Here is a 25,143-nt window from a genome sequence, read left to right as displayed (position 1 = left end):
CGTGTCCGCACCCGCCGTCACCATCGCAGCCGCCGGCTGGCAGGACCTCGCGGACGCCGCCGCGTACTATCCGGACGACCTGCCGGATGACTGGCGACTCGGCTATTTCGCCAACGAGCATCCCGCTGTTTACCTGCCTGCCGACCTCTGGCAGCCGGTCCCGGTGGCGGTGCTGCGCAGCTGGCATGGCGACGTCAACGCCGCGTTCCGCTTCTTTCTGGAGTGGCCGGGGCCGGCTGCGGGCTCCAGCGACGCCGTCGCCGCCCTGGGTGACCGGCTCGCCGGCTGGGTGGAGTGGCACTCGGCGTCATCCGGCGCGCTCATCGCGCCCGCGGTTGACCAGACAGTGGTCTTCGGCCAGGCGTTGCGCTGCCCGGCGGAGCTGGCGCGGGACCTGCGCGCCGCGGCCCGCTGGCTGCGGGAGCGGGCCACCGCAGCATCGGCGACGCTGGTGATCCTGTCCGCGCCCACCAGCACCCAGCTCGCGCAATGGCGGCAGCTTCAGCAGCTGCTCGGGTATGTGGACATCGCCTCGCCGCCGGCGTGAGCGCGGGCGCGGCGCTTGACGCCCATGCGGCCCGTCCAGACAATGCCGGGCTGTTCCAGCCATTGGCCCGGGAGCCAGCACATGGGGAACGGCGTCCCCGCCACACCCACCCCGCCGTCCGCCACCCGCAACCCCGACGCACGGCCGCCCATTGACAAGGGCGGTGCCGCTCCGCTGGTGCGCATTCGCGGGCTGTGCTTCGCCCGTGGCGACAAGATGGTGTTCGACGGCGTGGACCTGGACATCGCCCGGGGTGCGGTCACCGCCATCATGGGCCCCTCCGGCACCGGCAAAACGACGCTGCTGAAGCTCATCAGCGGCCAGCTCCGACCGCAGGCGGGCAGCATCGAGGTGGATGGTCAGAACGTGCATCGCCTCGGCCGCGGCGAGCTCTATGCGCTGCGCACGCGCATGGGCATGCTGTTCCAAAGCGGCGCGCTGCTGGGCGACCTGACGGTGTTCGAGAACGTCGCATTCCCGCTGCGTGAGCACGCCCGCCTGCCGCCCTCGCTGCTGCGGCGCCTGGTGCTGATGAAGCTCGAAGCGGTGGGCCTGCGCGGTGCGGCGGACCTGCTGCCGGCGCAGCTCTCGGGGGGTATGGCGAGGCGTGTGGCGCTGGCCCGTGCCATCGCGCTGGACCCGATGATGGTGATGTACGACGAGCCCTTCACCGGTCAGGATCCGATCTCCATGGGCGTGCTGGTGAGCCTTGTGCATCAGCTCAACGACGCCGGCGGTCTCAGCAGCATCATCGTCTCCCACGATGTGCCGGAGACCCTGGGCATTGCCGATCAGGTCTACGTCATCGCCCAGGGCCGGGTCCTGTGCAGCGGTACGCCGGAGCAGGTGTCGGCGGACCCCGACCCCCGGGTGCGCCAGTTCCTGGACGGCGACCCGGACGGCCCGGTGCACTTTCATTATCCGGCTGCGCCGCTCGCCGAGGACCTGCTCGGCGCCGGGGACCGTCGCCGGTGATCACCGAGGCGCTGGCGCGGCTCGGGCGCTCCGGCCTCGCGGCGCTCGCGGGGATCGGTCGCGCCCACCTCCTGCTCGCGGGCATCGTGGCCGGCGTGCCGGCGCTGCTGCCGCGCCCGCGGCTCCTGCTGGCGCAGCTGTACAACATCGGCGTGCTGTCGGTGCTGATCATTGCGGTGTCGGGGCTCTTCGTCGGCATGGTGCTGGGCCTTCAGGGCTACTACGTCCTGAACCAGTTCGGCGCCGAGGAGAGCCTCGGCGTCATGGTCGCGGCATCGCTGGTGCGCGAGCTCGGGCCGGTGGTGACAGCACTGCTGGTGGCCGGCCGCGCCGGCTCCGCGCTCACCGCCGAGATCGGCCTGATGAAGGCCACCGAGCAGCTCTCGGCGCTGGAGATGATGGCGGTGGACCCGGTGCGCCGGGTGCTGACCCCGCGTTTTTTCGGCGGCTGGATCAGTATGCCGCTGCTCGCGGCCATGTTCAGCGCGCTGGGCGTACTGGGCGGTTGGTTCGTCGGTGTCGGGCTGCTCGGCGTGGACGACGGCGCTTTCTGGAGCCAGATGAAGGCCAAGCTCGATTTTCGCGAGGACCTGGTCAACGGCGTCATCAAGAGCCTGGTGTTCGGCGTGGTGGTGAGCTGGATCGCGCTCTTTCAGGGGTACGATGCCGTGCCCACCTCCGCCGGAGTCAGCCGGGCGACCACCCGCTCTGTGGTGCACTCGGCGCTGGCGGTGCTGGGGCTCGACTTCATCCTGACGGCCCTGATGTTCGGGGATTGACGCTGGGATACCGATGTTCGGAGACTGACGGATGGGCACGACGCGCACGACGGAAATACTGGTGGGCGCCTTCATGGCGGCGGGGTTCGTGGCGCTGTTTTTCCTCGCCATGCAGGTCAGCAACCTGAGCGCCGCCGGCAACGGTGAGGGCTACGCGCTCATCGCACGCTTCGATAACATCGGCAGCCTCAAGGTGCGCGCGCCGGTGAGCATGGCCGGCGTGCGGCTCGGCCGCGTGGAGTCCATCGCCTTCGACGAAGTGGCCTACCAGGCGGTGGTGACGCTGCGCATCGACGCCGCATACGATCAGCTGCCCACCGACACCTTCGCCAACATTTACACGGCGGGCCTGCTGGGCGAGCAGTACGTCGCGCTGGACCCGGGCGGCAGCCCGGACTTTCTCGGCGACGGCGATCAAATCGAGCACACGCAGTCGGCGCTGGTGCTGGAGCGGATGATCGGCCAGTTTCTCTTCAATCAGGCACAGGGGGGCTCGGAATGAGCATCGGGATCATCGGGGCTGGTCGCTCAGGGCGCGGCCTGGCCGTGCTGGGCGTGCAATTGGTGGGGCGGGCGCAGTCCGCGCGCCGGCGCAGCGCCGCCGGTGCGTGGTCGCTTCAGCCGCGGCGGCCTCGGGGTGCTGCGGCACTGGCGGCCACCTGGATGCTGATCCTGCTGGCGGCGCTGCCGCCGCTGGCGGCAGCGGACGCGGATGCAGAAGCCCTGGTGCGCCGCACCGCCGAGGACACCCTGCGCACGCTCAAGAGCCGGCGCTCGGAGCTCGACGGCAATCCGTCCGCCATCTACGATCTGGTGGGCAACAAGCTGGCGCCGCATTTCGACTTCGAGCTGATCACCCGCTCCGCCGTGGGCCGGGACTGGCGCAACGCCACCGCCGCCCAGCGCAGCCAGCTGGTGGCGGCGTTCCGCGCCCTTCTGATCAGCACCTACGCCAAGTCGCTCGCCAGTTACGCGGGCGAGCAGGTGAGCTACAAGCCCGCCCGGCCCGGCACCCGGGACGGCACCGTGGTGGTGCCCACCGAGGTCACCGGCACCGGCGGACCACCCATCCCCATCGACTACCGTATGCACAAGGAAAGCGGTCGCTGGAAGGTCTATGACCTGGTCATCGACAACGTCAGCATGATCTCCAGCTATCGTGGGCAGTTCCGCGCCACCATCAGCCGTTCCGGGATCGAGGGGCTGATTCGGGAGCTGGAAGCCAAGGCCGCCGGTGCCTAGCGTGCTGCGCGCGGACGACACGAGCCCAGCCGCCCGGCTGACCCGGGTGGACGCCGGGCGCTGGCGACTGGACGGTGCCCTGACGCTGGCCGCTGTCGCCGAGCTGGCGGCGGCGCTGCCGGCGGCAGGTGAGGGTGGTCGCGCCGAGCTGGATCTTGCCGGCGTGAGCCAGCCGAGCAGCGCGGGTGTGGCGCTGCTGTTGGATTGGCGGGCCAGGCTGCAAGCCGATGGCGCCACGCTGGTGCTGCACAACGTCCCGCGGCCCATGCTCAGCCTCGCGGCCCTGGGCAATGTGCAGGCGCTGCTCGGCCTGGGCGACCCGCCGCGGCGCAGCGCGCCGGCGCCGCCGCCGATGGTCACGAGCGCGGGAAGCTGACAGAGCGCCCCCTGACAAAGCCGACATGGATAAGCTCCTGATCACCGGCGGTAACCGCCTCGACGGCGAGGTCCGTGCGTCCGGTGCCAAGAACGCCGCGCTGCCGATCATGGCGGCGACCCTGCTGGCGGGCGCGGGAGAGTGCCTGCTGAGCAATGTCCCGCACCTGCGCGACATCACCACCACCATGGAGCTCCTCGGGCGCATGGGGGCGCACCTCACGGTGGACGAGCGCATGCGGATTCATGTGGACACCACCGAGGTCACGCACCATGAGGCGCCCTATGACCTGGTGAAGACCATGCGCGCCTCCATTCTGGTGCTGGGGCCGCTGCTCGCGCGCTTCGGGGACGCACAGGTGTCTCTGCCCGGCGGCTGTGCCATCGGTGCGCGCCCTGTGAATCTGCACATCGACGGCATGCGCGCCATGGGCGCAGACATCGTGGTCGAGAACGGCTATGTGCGCGCCCGGGCCGAGCGGCTGCGTGGGGCGCGCTACTGCATGGACATCGTCACCGTCACCGGCACCGAAAACCTGATGATGGCGGCCGCCCTGGCGGACGGGCGCACCATTCTGGAGAACGCCGCCCGCGAGCCCGAGGTGGAGGATCTGGCGCGCTTCCTGAACAAGATGGGCGCGCGCATCCAGGGCGCGGGTACCGACACCATCGTCATCGACGGCGTCGAGCGCCTCACCGGCTGTGAGTACAGCGTCCTGCCGGACCGTATCGAAACAGGCACCTATCTGGTGGCGGCGGCCATGACCGGCGGGCGGGTGCGCGTGCGCGAGACCCGCGCCGACCTGCTGGAGGCCGTGCTCGGCAAGCTGCGCGAATGCGGTGCGACGGTGACCACGGGCGAGAACTGGATCGAGGTGGACATGGCCGGCCGCCGCCCGCGCGCCGTGGACATCCACACCGCCCCGCATCCGGCTTTCCCGACGGACATGCAGGCGCAGTTCTGCGCCCTGAACAGCATCGCCGAGGGCGCCGGCATCATCACCGAGACCGTGTTCGAGAACCGCTTCATGCATGTGCTGGAGATGCAGCGCATGGGCGCCGACATCCGCATCGAGGGCAACACCGCCATCTGCCGCGGCGTGGACCGGCTGACGGCGGCGCCGGTGATGGCCACCGACTTGCGTGCATCCGCGAGCCTGGTACTGTCTGGCCTCGTGGCGGAGGGCGACACCCTGGTGGACCGCATCTACCACATCGACCGCGGCTACGATCACATCGAAGAGAAATTCTCAGCGCTCGGTGCCGTGATCCGTCGCGTCCATTCCTGAAGACCGTCCCGGATTCTCGGAGGCGGGCGGTCTTGCCCCGTACTCCGTGCTCCGTGCTCCGTACTTCCCAATGTCCGACACCCTGACCATCGCCCTGTCCAAAGGCCGCATCTTCGAGCAGGCCATGCCGCTGCTGGCGGCGGGGGGCATCCGCGCCGCGGAAGACCCGGAGAAGAGCCGCAAGCTCATCCTGGACACCCAGGATCCGCAGGTGAAGCTCGTCATCATCCGCGCCAGCGACGTCCCCACCTACGTGGAGTACGGTGCTGCGGACTTAGGGATAGCGGGCAAGGACGTGCTGCTGGAGCACGGCGGCGACGGGCTCTACGAGCCGCTCGATCTGCGCATCGCCCGCTGCCGTATGATGGTCGCGGGCAAGCCGGATGCGCCGCTCGACGGGCGCACCGACCGGCGCCGCCAGCGCATTGCCACCAAGTACGTGCGCTGCGCCGAGCGCCACTTCGCCGCCAAGGGCCAGCAGGTGGAGATCATCAAGCTCTACGGGTCCATGGAGCTGGCGCCGCTGGTGGGCCTTGCGGACCTGATCGTGGACCTGGTGGAAAGCGGCAACACCCTCAAGGCCAACGGCCTGGTGCCGCTGGAGCACATCTGCGACATCAGCTCGCGGCTGGTGGTCAACAAGGCCTCCTGGAAGATGAAGCATGCCCGTGTCACGGCGCTGCTGGAGGCGTTGCGCGGCGCCGTCGCCGAAAGCCAGGCTGCTTAGGCCGGCAGCCCACCGCCACCGCCACCGCCACCGCACAACGCACCGGAGCATCGCCATGCCCGACATCGCCCGCCTCAGCACTGCCGACGCCGACTTCGCCGCGCGCCTGGACGCCCTGCTGGCCTGGGAGTCCGTGTCCGACCGCGACGTGCAGCGCACGGTGGACGACATCATCGCCGCCGTGCGCAGCCGCGGCGACGCGGCGCTGATGGAATACACCGCCCGCTTCGATCGCTGGCAGCCGGAGCATGCCGCGGCGCTCGCCCTGCCGGCCGCGCGTCTGGCGCAGGCGGTGGAGCTGATTCCGGTGGCGCAGCGCGATGCACTCGCCGCCGCCGCCGCACGCGTCCGCGCCTATGCCGAGCATCAGAAGCTGCAGGACTGGAGCTATCGGGAGGCGGACGGCACCCTGCTGGGACAGAAGGTGACGCCGCTGGATCGGGTCGGGCTCTATGTCCCGGGGGGCAAGGCCGCCTATCCATCCTCGGTGCTCATGAATGCCATCCCGGCCAAGGTGGCGGGCGTGCCGGAGCTGGTGATGGTCGTCCCGACGCCGGATGGCGAGCTGAACGAGCTGGTGCTCGCCGCCGCGCACATCGCCGGCGTGGACAAGGCCTTCGCCGTCGGCGGCGCCCAGGCCGTGGCCGCTCTCGCCTACGGTACCGAGAGCGTGCCGGCCTGCGACAAGATCGTCGGCCCCGGCAACATCTACGTGGCCACCGCCAAGCGCGCCGTGTTCGGGCAGGTGGGCATCGACATGGTGGCCGGCCCCTCCGAGATCCTGATCCTCTGCGACGCCGCGACAGACCCCGACTGGATCGCCATGGACCTGTTCAGCCAGGCCGAGCACGACGAGGACGCCCAGGCCATGCTGGTGGCCTGGGACGCGGCCTATCTTGACCGGGTGGCCGCGAGCATCGACAGGCTGCTGCCGACGCTTGAGCGCTGGGAGATCATCGCCACCGCGCTGAAGGAGCGCGGCGCCTTGGTCCTCGCCCGGGACATGGACGACGCCGCGGCCGTGGCCAACCGCATCGCGCCGGAGCATCTGGAGCTGTCCGTCGAAGACCCTGAGGCACTCGCCGCGAAGATCCGCAACGCCGGCGCCATCTTCATGGGCCGCCACACCGCGGAAGCCCTGGGAGACTATTGCGCCGGGCCCAACCATGTGCTGCCCACCTCCGGCACCGCACGCTTCAGCTCGCCGCTGGGTGTCTACGACTTCCAGAAGCGCTCCAGCCTCATCATGGCCTCGCCCGCCGGCTCTGCGCAGCTGGCCAAGACCGCCTCGGTGCTGGCCCGTGGCGAGGGCCTCACGGCGCATGCGCGCTCGGCGGAGTATCGGAGTGAGTGACGAGTAACGACTTACGAGTAACGAGGCGCAAGTCGTGAGGGGCGAGGAGCGCGTATCGGGTTTTCGGCGTTGGTGTCGCCCCTCGAACCTCGACCGTCGCCCGCAGGCAGCCCCCAAGACGGGGAGGCGTAGTGATGAATGTATCCGCCGCTGAGCTGATTCGCGACGACATCCGGGCGCTTCACGCGTACCACGTCCCCGACAGCACCGGGCTCATCAAGCTCGACGCCATGGAGAACCCCTATCCATGGCCCGAAGCGCTGCGGGAGGACTGGCTCGCGACCCTGCGGCAGGCGGATCTGAATCGCTACCCGGACCCCCAGGGCCGCGACCTGCAACAGGCCCTGCGCGAGGCCATGGGCATCCGTGCGGATATGGCGCTCCTGCTCGGCAACGGCTCCGACGAGCTGATCCAGATGCTGGCGCTGGCCGTCGCCGCGCCCGGCCGCAAGCTGCTGTCGCTGGACCCGGGCTTCGTCATGTACCGGATGATCGCGCTCTTTGCGGGCCTGGAGTATATCGGTGTGCCATTGCGGGAGCTCGACTTCGCGCTGGACCTGGATGCCACCCTGGCGGCCATCGAGCGCGAGCAGCCGGCGCTCACCTTCATCGCCTATCCGAACAACCCCACCGGCAACCTCTTCGACGCCGGCGCCATCGAGCGGATCATCCAGGCCAGCCCGGGCCTGGTGATCGTGGACGAGGCCTATGCCCCCTTCACGGACCGGAGCTTCCTCGCCCGTCTGGGCGATTGGCCGAACCTGTTGGTGATGCGCACCGTCTCCAAAATGGGCCTCGCCGGGCTGCGTCTGGGCTACCTGGCGGGCCCGGCCGAGTGGCTCGCCGAGATCGACAAGGTGCGTCTGCCCTACAACGTCAACGTGCTGACGCAGGCGAGCACCGCCTTCGCGCTCCGCCACCACGCCGCCTGGGACGGGCAGACCGCGGCCATCCGCAGTGAGCGCGGGAAGCTTTTCGACGCCCTCGCCGCGCTCGACGGTATCACGCCCTATCCAAGCGAGGCCAACTTCATCCTGGTGCGCACCGACCCCGGCCGGGCCGCCGCCGTCTTCCAGGGTCTGCTCGACCGTGGGGTGCTCATCAAGAAGCTCGACGGCGCCCACCCGTTGCTCGCCGACTGCCTGCGTATCACCGTCGGCACGCCGGAGGAGAATGCCGCGCTGCTGTCCGCCCTGGAGGCGGCTTTGTACACGTATTGAGCTCGTCCCGCCCAGTGTTATACTGCACAGAGACGACCCGGCTACGTGCATCACCATGGCCCTCGCCGACGAAGACATCCAGTTCATCAAAGATCACCTTGCCGCATGGCTCGCCGAGCAGTCCCTCGGCAAGCCACCAGCGGTGTACGAGATCGAGCTGCGCGAGCGCATGGTGCGGGTCGAAGAGGACCTCAAGCGCCAGCGGGAGCGGATCGAGGGTCTCTCGGTGCAGATGGACAGCCGCTTCGAGCAACAGCAGCAGCGCTTCGATCAGCGCTTTGATCAACTGGAGCAGCGCTTCGAGCAACGCTTCGAGCAGATGGACCGACGCTTCGAGCAGGTCGACAAGCGTTTCGAGCAGGTGGACAAGCGCTTCGAGCAGATGGACAAGCGCTTCGAGCAGGTGGACAAGCGCATGGACGATCAGGCGAAGCGGATGGACAGGTTCATGGTCTGGACCTTCAGTACCGTCATGGCCGCTGCGGGTCTCGTCATTGCGACCGTGAAGCTGTTTCCGCCTTAGGACCGCACAGGGCGGAGCGCGCGTGCCGCCGTCAGCGCGACGGGCCAAATCCCGGCGGCCGTGGAAACAACACGGGTGTGCGCGCCTTGTAAGCCTGATAGTCCGGATCATCCCCCCAGCGCTCATCGGCGCGCGACTCCAGCATGGGTATGCCGCTGACCCGTGTGAGCAGGAAATAGACGAACAGCGGCGAGATCAGCGTCACATGCTGCCAGCCGGACAGCGCCGGCAGCGCAATCAACGCAACCCCCACCCAAAGCGTGATCTCGCCAAAATAATTCGGATGCCGGGACCAGGCCCAGAGCCCGGACTGGATGAAGCGGCCTTTGTTCGCGGGCTCGTTGCGGAACGCCTGCTTTTGCGCATCCGCCACGGCCTCGATGCCGAAGCCGATGAGCCACAGGGCCAGTCCCAACCAGCCGATGAGGCCGAATGGCGGCGTAGACGCCGCGGTCATCGCCGCCAGCGCGGCACCCAGCGTCAGAAACACCCACAACCCCTGAAGCGTCCAGGCCATCAGGAAGCGGATGAAGGATGGCTTGATGTCGTCGAAGCGGGTGTCCGCGCCGGCCTTCTGAATGCGGCGGAACAGGAAGGTCCCGAGGCGTGCGGCCCAGATGCAAACCAGCACAGTCAGCAGCAGGGACCGCGCATCGAAGCGCCCCGCCAGCAGCAGCGTGCCGATGACCACCGTCAGGTAGGTTGCACTGCCCGTGATGTCGTACCACTGCTCCGTCTGCGCCCGATAGGACGGCACGAACACCACCCACTGGATCACGAAGGCCACCACGGCGGCCAGCGCGAACAGCGGCACCCCGCCCAGGTCGAGCCCGCCCTGGCTGCCCGCCCAGGCGACGCCGGCGGCCACCAGCAGGGCCGCCAGGATGGCAACCAGGGCTTCGATGATCGGGTTCTTCATGATGGGCAGCTCTTTAGGACGGGCCTGTGCGGCGCGGAATCAGGTTGCGGCAGTTCGACCAGACGGCGTCGGCAGTCTCGACCGAATCATCGAGGTCGTGGCGGCAGACGCGCCAGACAACCGCTCAGCCCTCGTGCACCACTCGCCCCGCCAGCAGCGTCCAGCGGACCCGTCCCGTCATCTGCACACCGCGCAGCGGCGTGTTCCTGCCGCGGCTCACCAGGGTGTCCTCGCCCACCAGCCAGCGCGCCTCCGGGTCGAAGATGCAGACATCGGCGACGGCGCCCTGCTGCAGCCGCCCCAGCGGCCGGTCGAGCACTGCGGCTGGGTTGCAGGTGACGCAGGCCAGCGCGTCGCCCAGATCCAACAGCCCGTCGTGCACCAGTCCGAGCACCAGCGGCAGCAGGGTTTCCAGCGCGGACATGCCGGGCGCTGTCTGCGGGAAGGGGTTCAGCTTGGCGTCCGGCTCGTGCGGCTGGTGGTCGGAGCAGATGCCGGTGATGTCACCGGCGGCGATGGCTGCGCGCAGGGCATCGCGGTCCGCGGCCGTGCGCAGCGGTGGGATCAGGTGGGCCTCGGCATTGAAGCCGGCGACGGCGTCCTCCGTGAGCCAGAGCTGATGGGCGGCGACATCCGCGCTCGCCGGTAAGCCGCGCGCGCGGGCCTCCGCCAGCATGGCCGTGGCCCGGGCCGTGGACAGGCCGCGGAAGTGCACCCGGGCGCCGGTCTGCTCGGCCAGCGCCAGGTCGCGGGCGACGCCGAGCACCTCCGCCGCCTCCGGAATGCCCGGGAGACCGAGCCGGGTGGCCACCAGCCCCTCGTGCACCAGGCCGCCCTCGCTCAGGTAGGCATCCGCCGGGTGCAGGAAGGTGCAGAGACCGTAGGTGGATGCGTACTCCAGCGCCCGGCGCAGCACCCGGGTGTTGCGCACGGGGCGGTCCGCATTGCTCATGACGGGGCAGCCGGCGAGCTTGAGCGCCGCCATCTCGCTGATCTGCTCGCCGTCCAGGCCGCGGGTGAGGGCGCCTGCCGGCAGCACCCGCGCGTGGCCGCGTTCTTCGGCCAGCTGGCGGATGAGCTGCGCCACCGCCGGCGTGTCGACGGGCGGCAGGGTATCGGGCGGGCAGCACAGCGTGGTGATGCCGGCGGCGGCGGCGGCGCGGGTCTCGCTCGCGATGGTGGCCTTGTGCTCCTGCCCGGGCTGGCGCAGCCGTGCGCTCAGGTCCACCAGGCCCGGGCAGACCACGAGTCCGGCGGCGTCGATCACCTGCACCGGCACGAAGCCCGCCGGCGCCTCCCCGAGGGCGGTGATGGCGCCGTCAGCCAGGTGCAGGTCCATGACCGCGTCGATGCCGGCGGCGGGGTCGATGACCCGGCCGCCGCGGATGCTGATGGGACGCGGACGCGTGCCCGCCGGGTCAGCCATCGCCCACCTCCGCCGGTGGCTGCTGCCCCGCGGCGCGCAGCCAGAGGTTCTGGGTGCCGATGCACATGGACATGACCGCCATGCGCACGGCGAGTCCGTTGCTCACCTGTTCCAGGATCACCGAGCGCTCGCCGTCGGCGACCCCGGAGTCCATTTCCACGCCCCGGTTGATGGGCCCCGGGTGCATGACGATGGCATCGGGGGCGGCCTGCGCCAGGCGCTTTTCGGTCAGCCCGAAGAGGTGGAAGTACTCGTGCTCGCTCGGCAGGAAGCCCCCGTCCATGCGCTCGTGCTGAAGCCGCAGCAGGATGATCACGTCCACGCCGCGCAGCCCCGCGCGCAGGTCGTGGAAGACGCGCACGCCGAGGGCCTCCTCCGCCCGCGCCGGGATCAGCGTACTGGGGCCGATGGCGCGAACCTCAGCGACGCCAAGGGTGTTCAGCGCCGTGATCTGCGAGCGGGCCACCCGGGAATGCAGCAGATCGCCGATGATGGCGACCTTGAGCCCCTCGAACCCCCCCTTGTGAGCGCGGATGGTGAACATGTCGAGCATCGCCTGGGTGGGGTGCGACGCGCAGCCGTCGCCGGCGTTGATGACGGCCACCGGCGGTGCCGCATGGCTGGCGATGAAGTGGGCGGCCCCGCTGTCGGCATGGCGCACGACGAACAGGTCCACGTGCATCGCCTCCAGATTGCGCAGGGTGTCCAGCAGGGTTTCGCCCTTGGCGGTGGCCGAGGTGCTGATGTTCAGGTTCAGCACGTCCGCGGACAGGCGCTTGGCCGCGAGCTCGAAGGTGGTGCGGGTGCGGGTGCTGGTCTCGAAGAAGAGGTTGGCGACGATCTTGCCACGGCACAGCGGCACCTTTTTGACGGCCTGCTGGGCGACGCCGAGGAAGCCCTCGGCGCGGTCGAGGATGTCCGTCAGCAGGGCGCGGTCCAGACCGTCGAGCGTGAGGAAGTGCTTGAGGTTGCCGTCCGTGTCCAGCTGCAGCGCGGCGGCCTGGGCCTGTTGGCTCGGGCTCGGCGGGATCATGGCCCGGCGGCCTCGGCGCTGCGGCCCGTGGGGGGGCTGCCGCGGTGGAGCGTGAGCGGGGCGGGGCCGGCGAGCTTCAGGTGCTCGCCCGGGGCGAGGTCCGCGTGCAGGCCGACCACGTTGGGCTCGATGGGCAGCTCGCGACCGCTGCGCTCGGCGAGCACCGCCAGCACCACGGATGCGGGGCGGCCGTAGTCGAAGAGCACGTTCAGCGCCGCGCGGATGGTGCGCCCGGACTGGAGCACGTCGTCCACCAGCACGATGTGACGGTCGTCCACCGCCACCGGCAGGTGCGACGGCTTCACACGCGGATGCATGCCGATGCGCGTGAAGTCGTCGCGGTAGAAGGAAATGTCGAGATGCCCAAGCGGCTCAGTGAGCCCGAGCAGCGCGTGCAGCCGCTCGGCCACCCAGACGCCGCCGGTGTGGATGCCGATCATCAGCGCCGGCGCCGTGCCGTGCGCCGCTGGCAGGTTGCCGAGCTCCTGCGCCATGCGGGTGATGGCGGCGTCCACGGCGGCGGCGTCGCAGTAGAGCGACGTGGCCGGGCCGGCGTCCGAGCGCCCGGCGGTTGGCGGTGTCGGGGGCTGTGATGGAGCGTCGGTCATGGGTGGCGCGCCTCGGTGAGCCAGGTCTCCAGGATCAGCTTGGCGGCATAGGCATCCAGTGCATCCGTTGCGCGCGCCCCGCCGCGTCTGCGCCCACCCGCGCCGCTGCCGAGGGCCCGCTCGGCGGCAATGGTGGTGAGCCGCTCGTCCACCAGGTGCACCGGCAGTTCGAAGCGCCCCTGAAGCTGGCGGGCGAAGCGCCGCACCGGCTCCGCAAGGGTTTCCTCCTCGGTGTCGTCCATGTTGTGCGGCAGGCCCAGCACTGCGGCCTGCGGGTGCCACTCGCGGATCAGCGCCTCGATGGCCGCCCAGTCCGGCTTGCCGCCGCGATGGCGCAGCGTGGTGAGCGGGCTCGCCGTGGCGGTGATGGTCTGGCCCACGGCGACGCCGATCTTGCGGGTGCCGAAATCGAACCCGAGCAGCGTGGCCAAGACATCCAGCCGCGCTCAGCGCGGGGCAACGCGGCCGCTGTCGCCAGGCCGCCCAGCTCCAAGCGCCGCAACCCGGGAGCCTGCCTCAGGCATGACCCGCCTCGCCGCTCAGCAGGTTCAGGTCGATGCCGAGCAGCTGGGCGGCGGCGAGCCAGCGCTCGCCCGGTGGCCGGGAAAAGATGATGTCCGCGTCCGCCGGACCGCTCAGCCAGGCATTGGCGCTCAGCTCCTCCTCCAGCTGCCCGCCGCCCCAGCCGGCATAGCCCAGGGCCACCAGCCGCCGCGCCGGCCCCTCGCCCCCGGCGATGGCCTCCAGCACGTCCTTGGAGGTGGTCACGTGGATGTCGGGCGTGACCCTGAGCGTGGAGTCGAACTCCTCGGGCCCGGAGTGGATCACGAAGCCGCGGTCGGTCTGCACCGGACCGCCCAGGAACACCTGGGTGTCGGCGACGCCGAGAACGGCGGGCTCGATGTCCAGCTGATCCAGCACCTCGCCGAGCTTGATGTCCATGGGTCGGTTGATGACGATACCCATGGCCCCCTGCTCGCTGTGCTCGCAGACATAGGTGACCGTGCGCGAGAAGTTCGGGTCCTTCAGGCCCGGCATCGCGATCAGGAAGTGGTTGGTCAGGGAGGTGGTGACGCTCATGCGCCTAGTATCCCGGGGCGCCCGCCCGCTGGCAAGCGTGCCCGTGGGCTGGATGACACCCGACGGCGGCGGGCGGTCAATCCTTCCAGCCCAGCTGGTGGTTGCGCTGGAATTGCCAGACGCGGGTGATGTCGAGCACGTCCGTCTCCGCTTTGATGTCCGCCGGGAAGGGCGCAAAGGGCGCCGCCAGCTGGACGATGCGCACCGCCGCCTGGTCCAGTACCGCGTGCCCGGAGGAGCGCACCACCCGCACGCCTTCCAGCGAGCCGTCGGCGCGCACGGCCACGTGCAGGATCAGGCTGCCGAACAGCGCCTTCTCTTTCGCCTCCTGCGGATAGTTCAGGTTACCGATGCGCTCCACCTTGCGCCGCCAGGCTTCCATGTAGGAGGCGTAGCGGTACTCCCTGGTGCTGGTGCTGATGGCCTTGCGCCGCTGGCGGCCGGCGGCCCGGGCGTTGCGGGCGTCGATGCGGGCGTTGATGGCGGCGATCTCGTCGCCCTGGCTGGCGAAGATGGCACTTGCGTCCGGGGCGCTCGCCGGCGCCGGCGCCGGGGATGACAGCTCGGGCAGCGGCACCTCGGCGCCGAGACCGGTCACGATGCCGGCCATGGCCGCGGGACTCGTATCCAGCAGCCGGCGGGTGCGTGCGGTGGCCGGCGGCGACTCGGCGCCTGCGGTCTCCGGGCCTGTCTGCGGTGCCGCGTCCGCTGCCGACGGCTGTGCGGCCGGCGGCGTCTCGGAGACCTCTCGGGGCGGCTGCTCGGATAGGGCCGGGGCTGCCGCCCCCGGGCTCTGCTGCGGCGGCGCGTCCTCGGCACTGCCGGCGTCCAGCTCCGGCAGCGGCATGCGGGTCTCGCCGGCTCGGTCCACCTGCGCGCGCACGGACCCCGGCAGGGGCTCCCCGGCAATCCGCGCCGGCTGCTCGACGGTCATGACCTCCAGCGTGCGCACGGGAGGGGGCGCCGGCTCCGGCAGCTCGAAGCCGATGCCGAGCAGCAACAGCAGGTGCACAGTGATGGCCGCGGCCAGGGCCAGCGGCATGGGACCGCGCAGCGCGCCGGCCGTCCCGCCCCTGTGACCAAACGCCATGCTTGGTGCGGGGCTGTGCATGGCGGACTCAGGCGTCAGGGTCGCCCGCGTCGGCGGGGGCTGCGACGGGCCGGGTCAGGGCCACGTCCGTGCGCTCGTCGAGCAGCTCCAGGCGCTCCGCCATGGCCGGGGTCATGTGCACGGTGCCGGCATCATCGATGAGCAGCACGTGCCGCAGGTCGAGCCTTGCGGCGATGTCCCGCCAGCCTGCGAGGCCCGCGACCATGAGGGCGTCCGCGGCGGCATCGGCGACGGCGGCGGGGCCTTCGTGGAGGACGGTCACCGCCTGCAGGCCCTCGGCGGGCCGGCCGGTGCGCGGGTCGATCACATCGTGATAGGTCTGCCCCTCGTAGATGAAGTTGCGCGCATGGACGCTGCTGGTGAACACGGCGGCATCCCCCACCACGTCGATGATCCCGAGCACGCCGGCACCGCTGCCGCGGCGCACCGGTACCCGCCAGGGCCGCCCGGCCCGGTCGCCGATGATACGTACGTCGTCGCTGCGGTTCAGCATGGCATGGCGGATGCCGCGGTCGCGCAGGTTGGCCATGGCGAGGTCCATGGCATAGCCGACGATGATGCCGTCGAAGTCGAGCCGCACCGCTGGGTTGTCGCTCTGCAGCATGATGCCGTCGAGGTACAGGTCCGCCATGGTGGGCGCGCGTGCCACCAGGCGCTCGATGGCGGCCTCCGGCGGCGGTGGGCGGCACTCCGGCTCCTGCATGTGGAAGCCCCACAGCCGCAACAGATGGCCGATGGCGGGGTTGAACAGGTTGTCCGTCTCGTACGCCAGTGCCTGGCTGCGGCGCAGCAGCGGCAGCAGCGACGGCGGTGCCGCGAAGGGCTCGCCCGTGGGCAGCAGCTCGTTGACCCGGGTCATGGGGCCGGGCGCCCAGGCGTCTGCGGCGCGCTCCAGGAACAGAAAGTCCTCTTCCACCTCGGCGGATGCGGCCCGGGCCTCTTCCTTCAGCTTGCCGACGATGCTCAGGTCCACCGCCGCGTCGAAGGCGACGAACTGCGTGGTGTACACGGGTGTCTCGGCGCCGCGGCAGGCCGCCAGCAGGGCCGCGGCCGCCAGGGCCGGCAGCAGACCGGCCCGGGTCGGTCGGCGCATCTGCGGCGTTGCCGGGCGGGGGCGGGGCCGGGTGCGCGGGCCGTCAGCGCGCACCGAGCTTGGCCTCGATGCCGGTCATCAGGTCGCCGGCGATGTCCGTGCCATAGGCGCGGTCGATCTCACGGATGCAGGTGGGGCTGGTGATGTTCACTTCGGTCAGCCAGTTGCCGATGACGTCGAGCCCGGCGAAAAGGACGCCGCGGGCGCGCAGCTCCGGACCTACGCGGGCGGCGATCTCGCGCTCGCGGGCGTTGATGGGGGCGGGCTCGGCGCGGGCGCCGGCGGCGAGGTTGCCCCGGGCGTCGTCTCCCGAAGGGATGCGCGCCAGCACATGCGGCACCGGTGCGCCGTCCACCATCAGCACGCGCCGGTCGCCCTGGGCGATTTCGGGGATGAAGCGCTGGGCCATGCAGAAACGCTGCCCATGGTCCGTCAGGGTCTCGATGATGACGCCGGTGTTCGGGTCGCCGCTGCGTACCCGGAAGATGGAGCGCCCGCCCATGGCGTCCAGGGGCTTCAGCACGGTGTCGCCATGCCCGGCGATGAACTCCCGCAGCACTGCGGCGCTGCGGGTGACGGTGAGCGGCGGTGCGCAGTCCGGAAAATGCGCGGCGAACACCTTCTCGTTGGCGTCGCGCAGGGTGCGTGGGTCGTTCACCACCAGGCAGCCGTCGGCGGCGGCGAGCTCCAGCAGGTAGGTGCCGTAGACATACTCCATGTCGAACGGCGGGTCCTTGCGCATCAGCACCGTGTCCAGCGTGCCCAGGGGCCGCCGCTCGGGGTCGCCGAGCCTGAACCAGCCTGCGGGGTCGTCGGTGACGCTCAAGGGACGCATCTGCGCCTGCGCCTTGCCGGCGAGCAGGCACAGGTCGCCCAGCTCCATGTACCACAGGGACCAACCCCGCCGCTGGGCCGCCAGCAACATCGCGAAGGTGCTGTCCTTCGCGATCTTGATGGAGCCGATGGGGTCCATGACGACGCCGATGTCTCGTTTCATGCGCCAATCTTACCCCAAGCGCGGGGGTGACTCAGCCGGCACGGTGATCCGCCGACAGGCGCTGACCACGTCGTCCGCCGCATGCATGGGCCGGCGCGTTGCGGCCTGCGCCGGCCCTTGCTAAGGTCGGCCAGCGAGCCTGGGGCTTTCCCCGATGTCGCAGCCCTGGGCGCCGGTTTCCGGTGTCGCGGTGTCACCTGGGGATCGCATCGGGTTGGGGCCTTGGGTCGCTGACTGTTGCCGAGCGCAAGACCGGCTCCCGTGTTGCACGCGTCGCCGTCGGCACCTTACCAGCGGGCGTACTTGCGCGCGCCGCATCGACAGGGGGCATACGCATTCCAAGCTGCGAGCCTTATCCGTGATGGAAAACAACAGCGGTGCAGCGGCGCAGGCACTCGGCGCACGCCTGCGCGACCTGGAGCAGCGCGGCGGCGCCCGGACCACGGCGCTGCGGGCCGCGGACGCGCCGCCGGCCCGTCAGCACGGGCTCTTGTTCCGGCTGGCGAGCCACCAGCTGCTGACGCCCGTCGAGCGCCTGCTCGGCGTCTGGCCCCTGCCGCGCAGTCTGACCACGGTGCCGGGCACGGCGCGCTGGGTGCTCGGGGTGGCGAGTCATGCCGGCGAGCTGTTGCCCATCTACGATCTGCGCGGCCTGCTGCTGGCGGACTATGAGGGTATCCAGCGCCGCGGCATCGCACTGGTGGTGCCGGGCGCGAGCCAGCCCTTCGGCGTTGTCGTGGACGCGGTCATCGGCCTCAGGCGCACGCTGCTGCGGGAGACCGCGGTGATGCAGGCGGCGGACGGACTGCCGCTCGCGGACCTGATCACCGGGACCAGCGACTGTGCGCAGGGCGAGGTCCCCGTCATCGACCTGGCCGCGGTGGAGCGGCTGCCCGCGTTTATCAGCGGCGCGCTCGGCGTATCCGCGGTGGCACCGCTGCGCACACCCGCGGCCGGGCGCGCGCCCCGGGACCTGGCTCACCGGGCATGAGCACCGGCACGCGCAACCGGGCGGGGCGCGCCCCCGCCGCGGTCATCGATTCCCTGAAAGAGCGTGGCGCCGCGGCGACCCACTGGCCGCAGCGCATCACGACCGTGCTGCTCGCCGTCGCCATGCTGGCGGCGCTGGGCCTGGCCTTCGCGAGCCTGCTGGACCACGGTCGCCGCGCCGAGCAGAGCGAGCGCTATCTGCGCCAGGTGTCGGAGGAGCGGCTGCTGGCCCGCCACCTCTCAGACGCCGCCGCCGCCGCCGTGCGTGGCGAGGCACCCGCCTTCGAGCGCCTGCGCGAGGCCCGGGAGCGGCTCCAGGCACTGCATCAAGCCACCCTGACGCTGGAAGCCGGTGTCCTCGACAGTGCGGGCAGCGGGGACGGTCGCCGCCTGGCCGCAGCAGCGGATGCCGCCCGGCGGCGGCTCAGTACCCATGCCGACCGCGTTCTGAGCGCGCGCGAAGCGCTGCTCGACTTCTACGCCCGTGCGCGCTCCATCCGCACGCAGCTCTGTGAGCTGCGCACCGCCGCGCGCGACATCGCCGAGCTGCTCGTGACCGTGGCGGCCCCTGCCCAGCGGGTGCTGGACGCCGGGCTGCAGGTGGCGCGGGTACAGCGCATGCGCACCGCGCTCCAGGACGTGCAGCGCGGCGGCGATGCCACCGAGGGCGCCGTGGACCAGGGCACCGCCGCGGCGGACGAGTTCGAAGTGGCGCTGGATGCCCTGCGCCGCGTGCCGCCGGCTCCGGGCGCACCCCAGGCGGCGGATCTGGCCGAGACCCTGGACAGCGCCTGGCGACTGTACCGCGCCATGCGTGCGGATGCAGACCGCCTGGTGGCATCGCTGCCGCAGGTGCGCCCGGCGCTGGCTGCTGCCGCTGCCAGCGTGGAGGATGCGCAGCGCCTGGAAGAGTCACTGGACGAGATCATCCTCGGCCTGCGCGGCGAGAGCGGCTGGGCGAGCTTGACGGGCCTTGACTCCGGTGCCGATTCCGCGCTCCTGTTCGCGGCCTTGGCCCTCGTGTTCCTGGGCCTGCTCGGGCTCCAGCAGCTGGTGCGCTCGCGGCGGCGGGCCAAAGCCTCGCAGGCACAGAATCTGACCAACCGCCACGCCATCGAGCGCCTCCTGGAGGAGATGAGCGGCCTCGCCGACGGCGACCTCACCGTGGAGGCCAAGGTCACCTCCGACGTCACCGGCGCCATCGCCGACACCGTCAACTACGTGGTCACGGCGCTGCGCGAGCTGGTGACCACCATCAAGGACACCTCGGCCCGCGTGGACGACTCCGCCCAGCGCACCCGCGGCATCGCCAAGCAGCTCGCCGAGGGCAGCGACGCCCAGGCACGGCAGATCGCGCAGGCGAGCGATGCCATCAGCTCCATGACCGGCGCCATCGACAGCATCGCCCGCGACGCCGCCGAGTCCGCCGCCGTCGCCAACCGCTCCGTGGACGTGGCCGGCCGCGGCGCGCAGGCGGTGCGCGACACCATCACCGGCATGCACGAGATCCGCGGGCGCATCCAGGAGACCTCCAAGCGCATCCGCCGCCTGGGCGACAGCTCCCAGGAGATCGGCGAGATGGTGGAGCTCATCGACGACATCGCCGACCAGACCAACATCCTGGCGCTCAACGCCGCCATGCAGGCGGCCATGGCCGGCGAGGCGGGCCGCGGCTTCGCGGTGGTGGCGGACGAGGGGCAGCGCCTCGCCGAGCGCTCCGGCAACGCCACCAAGCAGATCGACGCCATCGTGCGCACCATCCGCCGCGACACCAACGAGGCCGTGCGCTCCATGGAAGCGAGCATGAGCGGCGTGGACAGCGGCGCCAACGTCGCCGAGAACGCCGGCAGCGCGCTGAAGGAGATCGAGAACGTCTCCAACTACATCGCCGAGCTCACCCGGCGCATCGCCGACTCCGCCGGCCACGAATCCCGCGAGGCCGCCAAGGTCAACGAGACCGTCAAGTCCATCCAGCGCATCACCCAGGAGAACACCCGCGGCACCCGCTCCACCGCCGAGGCCGTGGAGGCCCTCGCCGCGCTGGCGGTGGAGCTGCGCCATTCCGTGGCCGGGTTCAAGCTGCCCGCGGGCAACAACTGACTCAAGCCGCCTCGCTCGCCACAGAACTGACCGCGGAGCAAACCAGGATGCAGCGACTCATCGACGGCATCGACCGTGAAGTGCGAAGCCTGCCGCCCGAGGCACAGCAAGAGGTGCTCGACTTCATCAGCCAGTTGCGACACAAGTACCGAAACGCCAGCCAATCCGCCTGGCTGGAGCAGGCATGGGGTCCACTAAAGACATGGAGTCCGGCGAGCGGTTCTTCTGGGAGCACTGCGGCATGTTGCACGTGCCGAGCTACCGGCGCCGATGGGAGGAGAAGTTGGAGTGGTACGGTTCGCACGACATCCTGCCGCAGGAGGACGGCGGCGGCGGGAACGGCACGCTGCTCGTGACGCGTGACGAGGCGAACGGCAGCATCGACTCGGCAAAGATCGACGGCCTGATTTCCAACGTGCTTGCGCCGTAGCCATGGACGCGGAGCCGGCAACGCCGAACGCTCGGCTGCATTACTTCGTCGACGAGGCCGGCGACCCGACCTTGTTCAACCGGAAGGGCCGCGTCATCGTCGGCGACGACGGCTGCTCGCGCTACTTCATCCTGGGCAAGCTGGACATCGAGGACCCGATTGCGCTGGGGCACGAGTTGGCCTCGCTGCGCGCGGAACTGCTTGCCGACCCTTGGTTCAAGAAGGTGCCGTCGATGCAGCCGGATGCGCGCAAGACGGCGCTGGCCTTTCACGCGAAGGACGATGTCGCGGAGGTTCGCCGGGAAGTCTACCGAGTCCTACTGAAGGCCAGAGTACGTTTCTACGCTGTGGTTCGTAACAAGATGGACTTGGCGAGTTACGTGCAGCAGCAGAACGCCCGCGATCCGCGATACCGATACAAACAGAATGAGCAGTACGACCTTCTGGTTCGCGAGCTGTTCGGCAAGCTCCACCACATGGCGGACGATGTGCGGATCTGCTTCGCCAAACGCGGCACCAAGCCGCGCAACGACGCCTTCCGCCGGTCCTTGGAGCAAGCAGGAGAGGCATTCGCCCGCGGCTTCGGCTTCCAACATCCCGCGGTGAACGAGGTGATGTCCAGCACGCCCCAGCATTGCCCAGGCTTGCAAGCAGCAGATTACTACCTCTGGGCCCTACAGCGATTCTACGAGCGACGCGAGGATCGCTTCCTGGAACTGATCTGGCCGCAGGTGGGCGAGATCCACGATCTCGACCGGCTCGATCAGGGGCGCCGTGGCGTGTTTTACACAAAACAAAAGCCGCTCACGCTGGCGGCTTTTGGGGAGGAAGAGGGGCCGGGGGTATAGGGGCCGCGGGCAGGTCCGCGACCCACACGGCATGGAGCCGAATTTCTTCCCCGACGCTACCAAGAATATGTTCGGAAACCGCACAGGTCAAGGTGACGCATGACAAACCGCGTCCGCAGCATCCTGGAGCAACTGGAGCAGACCCGCGAGGACCTGCTGGCCCTGTCCGACGACATCTGGCTCAGCATCGACCACAACGACGGCGACGCGTTGGATGCCGGCGTCGAGTTCAAGCGCCGCTACAACGCCAAGATGGCGGAGCTCGACACCCTGGCGAGCGAGCTGTCCGGGCTGGTGCAGGAGTTCACGGCGGTCAAGCTCGACGACGCCGAGAACGGCGGCGCCCAGACCCCACAGGCGCGCGACCGAGTGGTGCGCGACCTGGACCAGCGCGAGCCCCACGGCATCGACGAGGACTTCACCTTCAAGCGCCCCTACGGCTTCCGGCTCGGCGACAACGCCAAGTCGGACATCAAGTCCTGGCGGCGGCTGTTCGAGCTGGTGTGCTTCCAACTCGCCGCGGAGCATCCGGAGCGCTTCGCGACGCTCCCCGACGAGCCCAGGTTCACCAGCAGCCGCGGCCGACCCTACATGGCCCGCGACCCGCAGGCGGTGCGCATGCCCGTCGCGCTGCCGTCCGGCGTTTACGCGGAAGCGCACATGTCCGCCAACGGCCTGCGCGACCAGATCAGGGCCCTGCTCGACACCTTCGGCATCGACCATGGGACTCTGCGCATCTACCTGCGGCAGGATCGAGATGCCGAAGCCAACCTGACCTGAGCCCGCCGTGGAGACCCCGTCAATGGACCGGCTTGCACTGATCACACCGCCCGGGTCGTCGCCCAGCACGCCCAAGGCGCCGCTGCGCGTCATCGGCATCGACCGTTGCGGAGCGCCTGCTCGGGCGCTACTGCTCCTGCACCGACGCGCAGCAGAACCCAAAGGGGCTGGGAGATCGTCCAGCGCCAGCGGGCAGTCCGCACGGTGCGCGTCGGCGAGGTGGAGCTGTTTCCGTACCCATGCCGGCTGAGCAGACTCACCCCGCTCAACCCAACCCAGGTCGCCATTGAGCGGCCCAACCAGCCCCGGCGCCTGCCCGGGTTTGCCGCGGTGGGGGACGCCGTTGCGGCCGCACACGCGGCGAGGCAGCGGCGTGCAGCCGCCGCCGGATGCCGTCCTCACCAGGTCGCGAGCACCGCCATGCCCAGCAGGTAGAGCGCCAGCACCGCGGCGCTCTCGAAGCCGATGTTGGCGACGCCTTTGCGCTCGCGCCGGATCAGGCCCATCAGCAGGAAGGCGGTGAGCAGGAGGGTGAGGGCGATGACGAACAGCGGCTGGTTGCCGATGGCGTGGTAGATGGAGCCCTCGCGGTAGGCCACGTCGGCGGCCACCAGGAAGAGCACGTCGAAGGTGTTGCCGCCGATGATGCCGCCGACGGCAAGGGTGAGGGCACCCTGGCGCACGGCGGCGAGCGTGGTCACCAGCTCCGGCAGCGAAGTGGCCACGGCGGTGAACAGGGTGCCCACCAGCGTCTCCGACAGGCCCGTGTGCCGCACCAGTGCGATGCCCGAGATGCCCACCACCCAGCCGGCCACACCCACCACGGCGGCGCTGAGCAGGAAGGCCGTCCAGATGCGCCAGGTGGGTGCGCCGCCGTCGGCGTCCTGGTCGGGGTGGTCCTCCCAGGTGTCCTGGGTGCGCACCGGCTTCCAGCCCGGTGCGTCCCGCGTGCGGGAGGCGAGCCTGAGCCCAAAGGCGTAGATGCCGAGCACCAGCGGCGAGACCGGATGCACGCCGAAGACGGCGACTTCGGGACCCGTCGCCGCCAGCAGTGCCAGCGACAGCAGGGCCACCAGCAGGGCGCCGTTGATCATGTTGGTGACGGACGCCGCCGCATGCTCCAGGTTGGCGCGCCGATAGGCGATGTCCGCCAGCACCAGAAAGGCCGTCTGCGCGGCGATGCCGCCCACGGCGTTGCCCACCGCGAGCTCCGCACGGCCGGCGGCGGCGGTGGTGATGGACGCGATGCTGCCGGGCAGGGAGGTCATGGCGCCCAGCAGCACGGCGCCGAAGACGGCCTCGCCGAGCCCGGTGAGGTCGGCGAGCCGGTCCGCGAGCCGCGTCAGGCGCGCGCCCACCAGCGCGATCACCAGCGTGCTGGCGCCGAACAGCAAGAGCGTCAGCGGCAGCGATAACTGTTCCGGTTGCATCGGCTGGCTCCCCCGGGGCGCGGCTGCGGGCTCGGTTCAGGATGGGCCGGGGGCGTCAGGTGGCGGCGACCGCGGTCGGCGCCGCCGCGGCACCGCCGGGCGGCCGGGCCATGGTCAAGGCGCCGGGCTTGGTCGATCTTCAGCGCATCCACCAGTGTCCATGGCGCCAACAGGTGGCTGCACAGGCCGTGCCCGGTGATGGACGGGTCTGCCATCGCCGCAGAATCGGCCGCGAGCCCGATGCGCCGTGCGCCGCCAGTGGGGCATATCCCCGGGTCCGGCAGGGTACCGGCGGGGCAAATGCCCCGGTCGCAGCCGCCGCACGCGCGTCGCTGCGGCTGCGGAGCCGGGCATGGGGCTTGCTGCTGCTGACGCGCCGACGATGTTGCGCGCGGGTGACGAGCAAGGTCAGCCTCCCTGGGGGCGCCGACTTCCAGTCGGCGCGAGCAGGCGCTTCGGCTCGCCGCTGCGCGCTTCGACATGCGGCGTCAGTAAGCGCTGCTGCCCCCGCGCAGGCGCCGCCGCAGGCCACCGAGGGCCGCTTGGCCGAGCAGGATGGCGGTAACGCCCACCAGCAGCCAAAGGGCGTTGCCCTGGAACAGGGACTCGCCCACCAGCACCAGACCGGCGCCCACCAGCGCCTGCACCGGTGCCCCGACGAGCATGTAGGGCAGGAAGCGGGCACCGCCCAGCGTGAGCAGCCAGCTCTGCATGAGCCAGGGCAGGGGGGAGGCCCGCAGCAGCACAATGGCGCGCCACTCGGCGCCCGCCGTGAGCTGCGGCAGCGGATAGCCGCGCCGGTGCAGGAGCCGGTCGATGGGCCGCGACAGGAGCCGGGCGCTGACATAAGACAGCGCCATGTTGGCGGTCATGCAGGCGAGTGCCACCGCGAGCGCCAGCATCGGCTTCGGAAACACGGCGCTCACCGTGAGATAGAACAGCGTAATCGGGAAACCCAATGCCGGCAGCAGCACAAACGCGAGCACGAAGGCCCAACGCGGAATGGTCCGCAGCCAATCCGGCACCTCTGCGATGGAGAGCCCGGGGAAGCCCCCGCCGGTGTCGGCACTCGCGAGCGCGGGCAGCACCGCCACGAGCACCCAGACCAGTGCCACCAGTGCCCGCCGCATCGCTCGCGCACGGGCCCTTCGACAGCGCGGGTGCGCGCAGGCGGAATCCGGCAAGGGCAGGGGTGCAGACATGGCCTTGGGAGTTGGGCCGGCTCGCGCCGGACCCAAGCGCCAACCCCCGACCTGTGGCCTCAACG

General features: G+C 70.5%; 27 protein-coding genes. 16 read left to right on the top strand and 11 right to left on the bottom strand.

The features are described 5' to 3' along the window. Nucleotide 1: 1 nt before the first annotated feature. The 11 genes from QZ607_RS10900 (at nucleotide 2) to QZ607_RS10850 (ending at nucleotide 9,031) form a co-directional block, all read left to right on the top strand. Nucleotides 2–547, top strand: coding sequence for a hypothetical protein (locus QZ607_RS10900; protein WP_295882628.1), 546 nt, complete (start codon nucleotides 2–4; stop codon nucleotides 545–547). 81 nt (nucleotides 548–628) lie between these two features. After that, nucleotides 629–1,522 (top strand): ABC transporter ATP-binding protein, encoded by an 894-nt coding sequence (locus QZ607_RS10895; RefSeq protein ID WP_295882627.1) that lies wholly within the window; start codon nucleotides 629–631, stop codon nucleotides 1,520–1,522. Continuing rightward, the gene (mlaE, locus tag QZ607_RS10890) at nucleotides 1,522–2,301 is read left to right on the top strand and encodes a lipid asymmetry maintenance ABC transporter permease subunit MlaE (RefSeq protein WP_295882675.1); all 780 of its coding nucleotides are present in this window, start codon (nucleotides 1,522–1,524) and stop codon (nucleotides 2,299–2,301) included. Before QZ607_RS10895 ends, mlaE begins: the two co-directional genes overlap by 1 nt. Before the next feature lie 31 nt (nucleotides 2,302–2,332). Further along, complete coding sequence (gene mlaD, locus QZ607_RS10885; protein ID WP_295882626.1) at nucleotides 2,333–2,803, top strand: outer membrane lipid asymmetry maintenance protein MlaD; 471 nt, start codon at nucleotides 2,333–2,335, stop codon at nucleotides 2,801–2,803. Continuing rightward, nucleotides 2,800–3,543: a phospholipid-binding protein MlaC gene (locus QZ607_RS10880; protein ID WP_295882625.1), complete on the top strand. Its 744-nt coding sequence runs from the start codon at nucleotides 2,800–2,802 to the stop codon at nucleotides 3,541–3,543. The genes mlaD and QZ607_RS10880 overlap by 4 nt, the downstream gene beginning before the upstream one ends. 1 nt (nucleotide 3,544) lies before the next feature. Further along, on the top strand, nucleotides 3,545–3,919 hold the full coding sequence (locus QZ607_RS10875) for an STAS domain-containing protein (protein ID WP_295882624.1): 375 nt from the start codon (nucleotides 3,545–3,547) through the stop codon (nucleotides 3,917–3,919). 25 nt (nucleotides 3,920–3,944) lie between these two features. Beyond that, nucleotides 3,945–5,207 carry a UDP-N-acetylglucosamine 1-carboxyvinyltransferase gene (murA, locus tag QZ607_RS10870; protein WP_295882623.1) on the top strand — a complete coding sequence of 421 codons (1,263 nt, stop codon included), beginning with the start codon at nucleotides 3,945–3,947 and terminating at the stop codon, nucleotides 5,205–5,207. A 70-nt stretch (nucleotides 5,208–5,277) separates the two neighbouring features. Further along, nucleotides 5,278–5,934: an ATP phosphoribosyltransferase gene (hisG, locus tag QZ607_RS10865; RefSeq protein WP_295882622.1), complete on the top strand. Its 657-nt coding sequence runs from the start codon at nucleotides 5,278–5,280 to the stop codon at nucleotides 5,932–5,934. 55 nt (nucleotides 5,935–5,989) lie between these two features. Beyond that, a complete protein-coding gene (hisD, locus tag QZ607_RS10860) occupies nucleotides 5,990–7,288 on the top strand; it encodes a histidinol dehydrogenase (RefSeq protein ID WP_295882621.1) in 1,299 nt (432 codons plus the stop codon). A gap of 134 nt (nucleotides 7,289–7,422) precedes the next feature. Then, the gene (gene hisC / locus QZ607_RS10855; protein ID WP_295882620.1) at nucleotides 7,423–8,508 is read left to right on the top strand and encodes a histidinol-phosphate transaminase; all 1,086 of its coding nucleotides are present in this window, start codon (nucleotides 7,423–7,425) and stop codon (nucleotides 8,506–8,508) included. A gap of 55 nt (nucleotides 8,509–8,563) precedes the next feature. After that, complete coding sequence (locus QZ607_RS10850) at nucleotides 8,564–9,031, top strand: hypothetical protein (protein WP_295882619.1); 468 nt, start codon at nucleotides 8,564–8,566, stop codon at nucleotides 9,029–9,031. A 31-nt stretch (nucleotides 9,032–9,062) separates the two neighbouring features. On the opposite strand, the gene QZ607_RS10845 is transcribed toward QZ607_RS10850, so the two are convergent. From QZ607_RS10845 to gshB, 9 genes are all read right to left on the bottom strand, one after another. Next, nucleotides 9,063–9,950, bottom strand: coding sequence for a DUF1295 domain-containing protein (locus QZ607_RS10845; RefSeq protein ID WP_295882618.1), 888 nt, complete (start codon nucleotides 9,948–9,950; stop codon nucleotides 9,063–9,065). A gap of 124 nt (nucleotides 9,951–10,074) precedes the next feature. After that, the gene (locus QZ607_RS10840; protein WP_295882617.1) at nucleotides 10,075–11,376 is read right to left on the bottom strand and encodes a dihydroorotase; all 1,302 of its coding nucleotides are present in this window, start codon (nucleotides 11,374–11,376) and stop codon (nucleotides 10,075–10,077) included. After that, nucleotides 11,369–12,409, bottom strand: a complete 1,041-nt coding sequence (locus tag QZ607_RS10835; protein ID WP_295882616.1) for an aspartate carbamoyltransferase catalytic subunit — start codon at nucleotides 12,407–12,409, stop codon at nucleotides 11,369–11,371. Before QZ607_RS10835 ends, QZ607_RS10840 begins: the two co-directional genes overlap by 8 nt. Beyond that, nucleotides 12,406–13,017, bottom strand: coding sequence for a bifunctional pyr operon transcriptional regulator/uracil phosphoribosyltransferase PyrR (pyrR, locus tag QZ607_RS10830; protein WP_295882615.1), 612 nt, complete (start codon nucleotides 13,015–13,017; stop codon nucleotides 12,406–12,408). The genes QZ607_RS10835 and pyrR overlap by 4 nt, the downstream gene beginning before the upstream one ends. After that, the gene (gene ruvX, locus QZ607_RS10825) at nucleotides 13,014–13,448 is read right to left on the bottom strand and encodes a Holliday junction resolvase RuvX (RefSeq protein ID WP_295882614.1); all 435 of its coding nucleotides are present in this window, start codon (nucleotides 13,446–13,448) and stop codon (nucleotides 13,014–13,016) included. Before ruvX ends, pyrR begins: the two co-directional genes overlap by 4 nt. Before the next feature lie 85 nt (nucleotides 13,449–13,533). After that, nucleotides 13,534–14,097, bottom strand: a complete 564-nt coding sequence (locus QZ607_RS10820; RefSeq protein ID WP_295882613.1) for a YqgE/AlgH family protein — start codon at nucleotides 14,095–14,097, stop codon at nucleotides 13,534–13,536. Between the two features lie 76 nt (nucleotides 14,098–14,173). Beyond that, nucleotides 14,174–15,139 carry an energy transducer TonB gene (locus tag QZ607_RS10815; RefSeq protein WP_295882612.1) on the bottom strand — a complete coding sequence of 322 codons (966 nt, stop codon included), beginning with the start codon at nucleotides 15,137–15,139 and terminating at the stop codon, nucleotides 14,174–14,176. Nucleotides 15,140–15,215: 76 nt separating this feature from the next. Next, nucleotides 15,216–16,301, bottom strand: coding sequence for an FAD:protein FMN transferase (locus QZ607_RS10810; protein WP_295882611.1), 1,086 nt, complete (start codon nucleotides 16,299–16,301; stop codon nucleotides 15,216–15,218). 43 nt (nucleotides 16,302–16,344) lie between these two features. Next, nucleotides 16,345–17,298 carry a glutathione synthase gene (gshB, locus tag QZ607_RS10805; protein WP_295882610.1) on the bottom strand — a complete coding sequence of 318 codons (954 nt, stop codon included), beginning with the start codon at nucleotides 17,296–17,298 and terminating at the stop codon, nucleotides 16,345–16,347. Nucleotides 17,299–17,659: 361 nt separating this feature from the next. On the opposite strand from gshB, the gene QZ607_RS10800 reads away from it, so the two are divergent. The 5 genes from QZ607_RS10800 to QZ607_RS10780 all read left to right on the top strand — a co-directional run bounded on the left by QZ607_RS10800 (nucleotide 17,660) and on the right by QZ607_RS10780 (nucleotide 22,446). After that, entirely contained in the window at nucleotides 17,660–18,289 is a 630-nt protein-coding gene (locus QZ607_RS10800) for a chemotaxis protein CheW (protein ID WP_295882674.1), read from the top strand. After that, nucleotides 18,286–20,388, top strand: a complete 2,103-nt coding sequence (locus QZ607_RS10795; protein WP_295882609.1) for a methyl-accepting chemotaxis protein — start codon at nucleotides 18,286–18,288, stop codon at nucleotides 20,386–20,388. Before QZ607_RS10800 ends, QZ607_RS10795 begins: the two co-directional genes overlap by 4 nt. 184 nt (nucleotides 20,389–20,572) lie before the next feature. After that, nucleotides 20,573–20,818, top strand: coding sequence for a hypothetical protein (locus tag QZ607_RS10790; protein WP_295882608.1), 246 nt, complete (start codon nucleotides 20,573–20,575; stop codon nucleotides 20,816–20,818). A gap of 2 nt (nucleotides 20,819–20,820) precedes the next feature. After that, on the top strand, nucleotides 20,821–21,666 hold the full coding sequence (locus QZ607_RS10785; protein WP_295882607.1) for a DUF3800 domain-containing protein: 846 nt from the start codon (nucleotides 20,821–20,823) through the stop codon (nucleotides 21,664–21,666). Nucleotides 21,667–21,765: 99 nt separating this feature from the next. After that, nucleotides 21,766–22,446: a hypothetical protein gene (locus tag QZ607_RS10780; RefSeq protein WP_295882606.1), complete on the top strand. Its 681-nt coding sequence runs from the start codon at nucleotides 21,766–21,768 to the stop codon at nucleotides 22,444–22,446. A 398-nt stretch (nucleotides 22,447–22,844) separates the two neighbouring features. Here QZ607_RS10780 and QZ607_RS10775 read toward each other — a convergent pair whose 3' ends face one another. Then, a complete protein-coding gene (locus QZ607_RS10775) occupies nucleotides 22,845–23,876 on the bottom strand; it encodes a sodium:calcium antiporter (RefSeq protein WP_295882605.1) in 1,032 nt (343 codons plus the stop codon). Nucleotides 23,877–24,364: 488 nt separating this feature from the next. After that, a complete protein-coding gene (locus tag QZ607_RS10770) occupies nucleotides 24,365–24,991 on the bottom strand; it encodes a hypothetical protein (RefSeq protein ID WP_295882604.1) in 627 nt (208 codons plus the stop codon). Nucleotides 24,992–25,143 lie beyond the last annotated feature (152 nt).

Source organism: uncultured Thiohalocapsa sp., from assembly GCF_913063425.1.
GTDB lineage: Bacteria > Pseudomonadota > Gammaproteobacteria > Chromatiales > Chromatiaceae > Thiohalocapsa.
This window is presented reverse-complemented; position numbering and strand designations above follow the sequence as displayed.

Excerpts from the sequence above, each read along its gene's own strand:
- QZ607_RS10895 (WP_295882627.1), top strand. The coding sequence starts at position 629 with ATGGGGAACGGCGTCCCCGCCACACCCACCCCGCCGTCCGCCACCCGC.
- mlaD (WP_295882626.1), top strand. The coding sequence starts at position 2,333 with ATGGGCACGACGCGCACGACGGAAATACTGGTGGGCGCCTTCATGGCG.
- QZ607_RS10880 (WP_295882625.1), top strand. The coding sequence starts at position 2,800 with ATGAGCATCGGGATCATCGGGGCTGGTCGCTCAGGGCGCGGCCTGGCC.
- murA (WP_295882623.1), top strand. The coding sequence starts at position 3,945 with ATGGATAAGCTCCTGATCACCGGCGGTAACCGCCTCGACGGCGAGGTC.
- hisG (WP_295882622.1), top strand. The coding sequence starts at position 5,278 with ATGTCCGACACCCTGACCATCGCCCTGTCCAAAGGCCGCATCTTCGAG.
- hisD (WP_295882621.1), top strand. The coding sequence starts at position 5,990 with ATGCCCGACATCGCCCGCCTCAGCACTGCCGACGCCGACTTCGCCGCG.
- hisC (WP_295882620.1), top strand. The coding sequence starts at position 7,423 with ATGAATGTATCCGCCGCTGAGCTGATTCGCGACGACATCCGGGCGCTT.
- QZ607_RS10850 (WP_295882619.1), top strand. The coding sequence starts at position 8,564 with ATGGCCCTCGCCGACGAAGACATCCAGTTCATCAAAGATCACCTTGCC.
- QZ607_RS10845 (WP_295882618.1), bottom strand. The coding sequence starts at position 9,950 with ATGAAGAACCCGATCATCGAAGCCCTGGTTGCCATCCTGGCGGCCCTG.
- QZ607_RS10840 (WP_295882617.1), bottom strand. The coding sequence starts at position 11,376 with ATGGCTGACCCGGCGGGCACGCGTCCGCGTCCCATCAGCATCCGCGGC.
- QZ607_RS10835 (WP_295882616.1), bottom strand. The coding sequence starts at position 12,409 with ATGATCCCGCCGAGCCCGAGCCAACAGGCCCAGGCCGCCGCGCTGCAG.
- pyrR (WP_295882615.1), bottom strand. The coding sequence starts at position 13,017 with ATGACCGACGCTCCATCACAGCCCCCGACACCGCCAACCGCCGGGCGC.
- QZ607_RS10820 (WP_295882613.1), bottom strand. The coding sequence starts at position 14,097 with ATGAGCGTCACCACCTCCCTGACCAACCACTTCCTGATCGCGATGCCG.
- QZ607_RS10815 (WP_295882612.1), bottom strand. The coding sequence starts at position 15,139 with ATGCCGCTGGCCCTGGCCGCGGCCATCACTGTGCACCTGCTGTTGCTG.
- QZ607_RS10810 (WP_295882611.1), bottom strand. The coding sequence starts at position 16,301 with ATGCGCCGACCGACCCGGGCCGGTCTGCTGCCGGCCCTGGCGGCCGCG.
- gshB (WP_295882610.1), bottom strand. The coding sequence starts at position 17,298 with ATGAAACGAGACATCGGCGTCGTCATGGACCCCATCGGCTCCATCAAG.
- QZ607_RS10800 (WP_295882674.1), top strand. The coding sequence starts at position 17,660 with ATGGAAAACAACAGCGGTGCAGCGGCGCAGGCACTCGGCGCACGCCTG.
- QZ607_RS10795 (WP_295882609.1), top strand. The coding sequence starts at position 18,286 with ATGAGCACCGGCACGCGCAACCGGGCGGGGCGCGCCCCCGCCGCGGTC.
- QZ607_RS10790 (WP_295882608.1), top strand. The coding sequence starts at position 20,573 with ATGGGGTCCACTAAAGACATGGAGTCCGGCGAGCGGTTCTTCTGGGAG.
- QZ607_RS10785 (WP_295882607.1), top strand. The coding sequence starts at position 20,821 with ATGGACGCGGAGCCGGCAACGCCGAACGCTCGGCTGCATTACTTCGTC.
- QZ607_RS10780 (WP_295882606.1), top strand. The coding sequence starts at position 21,766 with ATGACAAACCGCGTCCGCAGCATCCTGGAGCAACTGGAGCAGACCCGC.
- QZ607_RS10775 (WP_295882605.1), bottom strand. The coding sequence starts at position 23,876 with ATGCAACCGGAACAGTTATCGCTGCCGCTGACGCTCTTGCTGTTCGGC.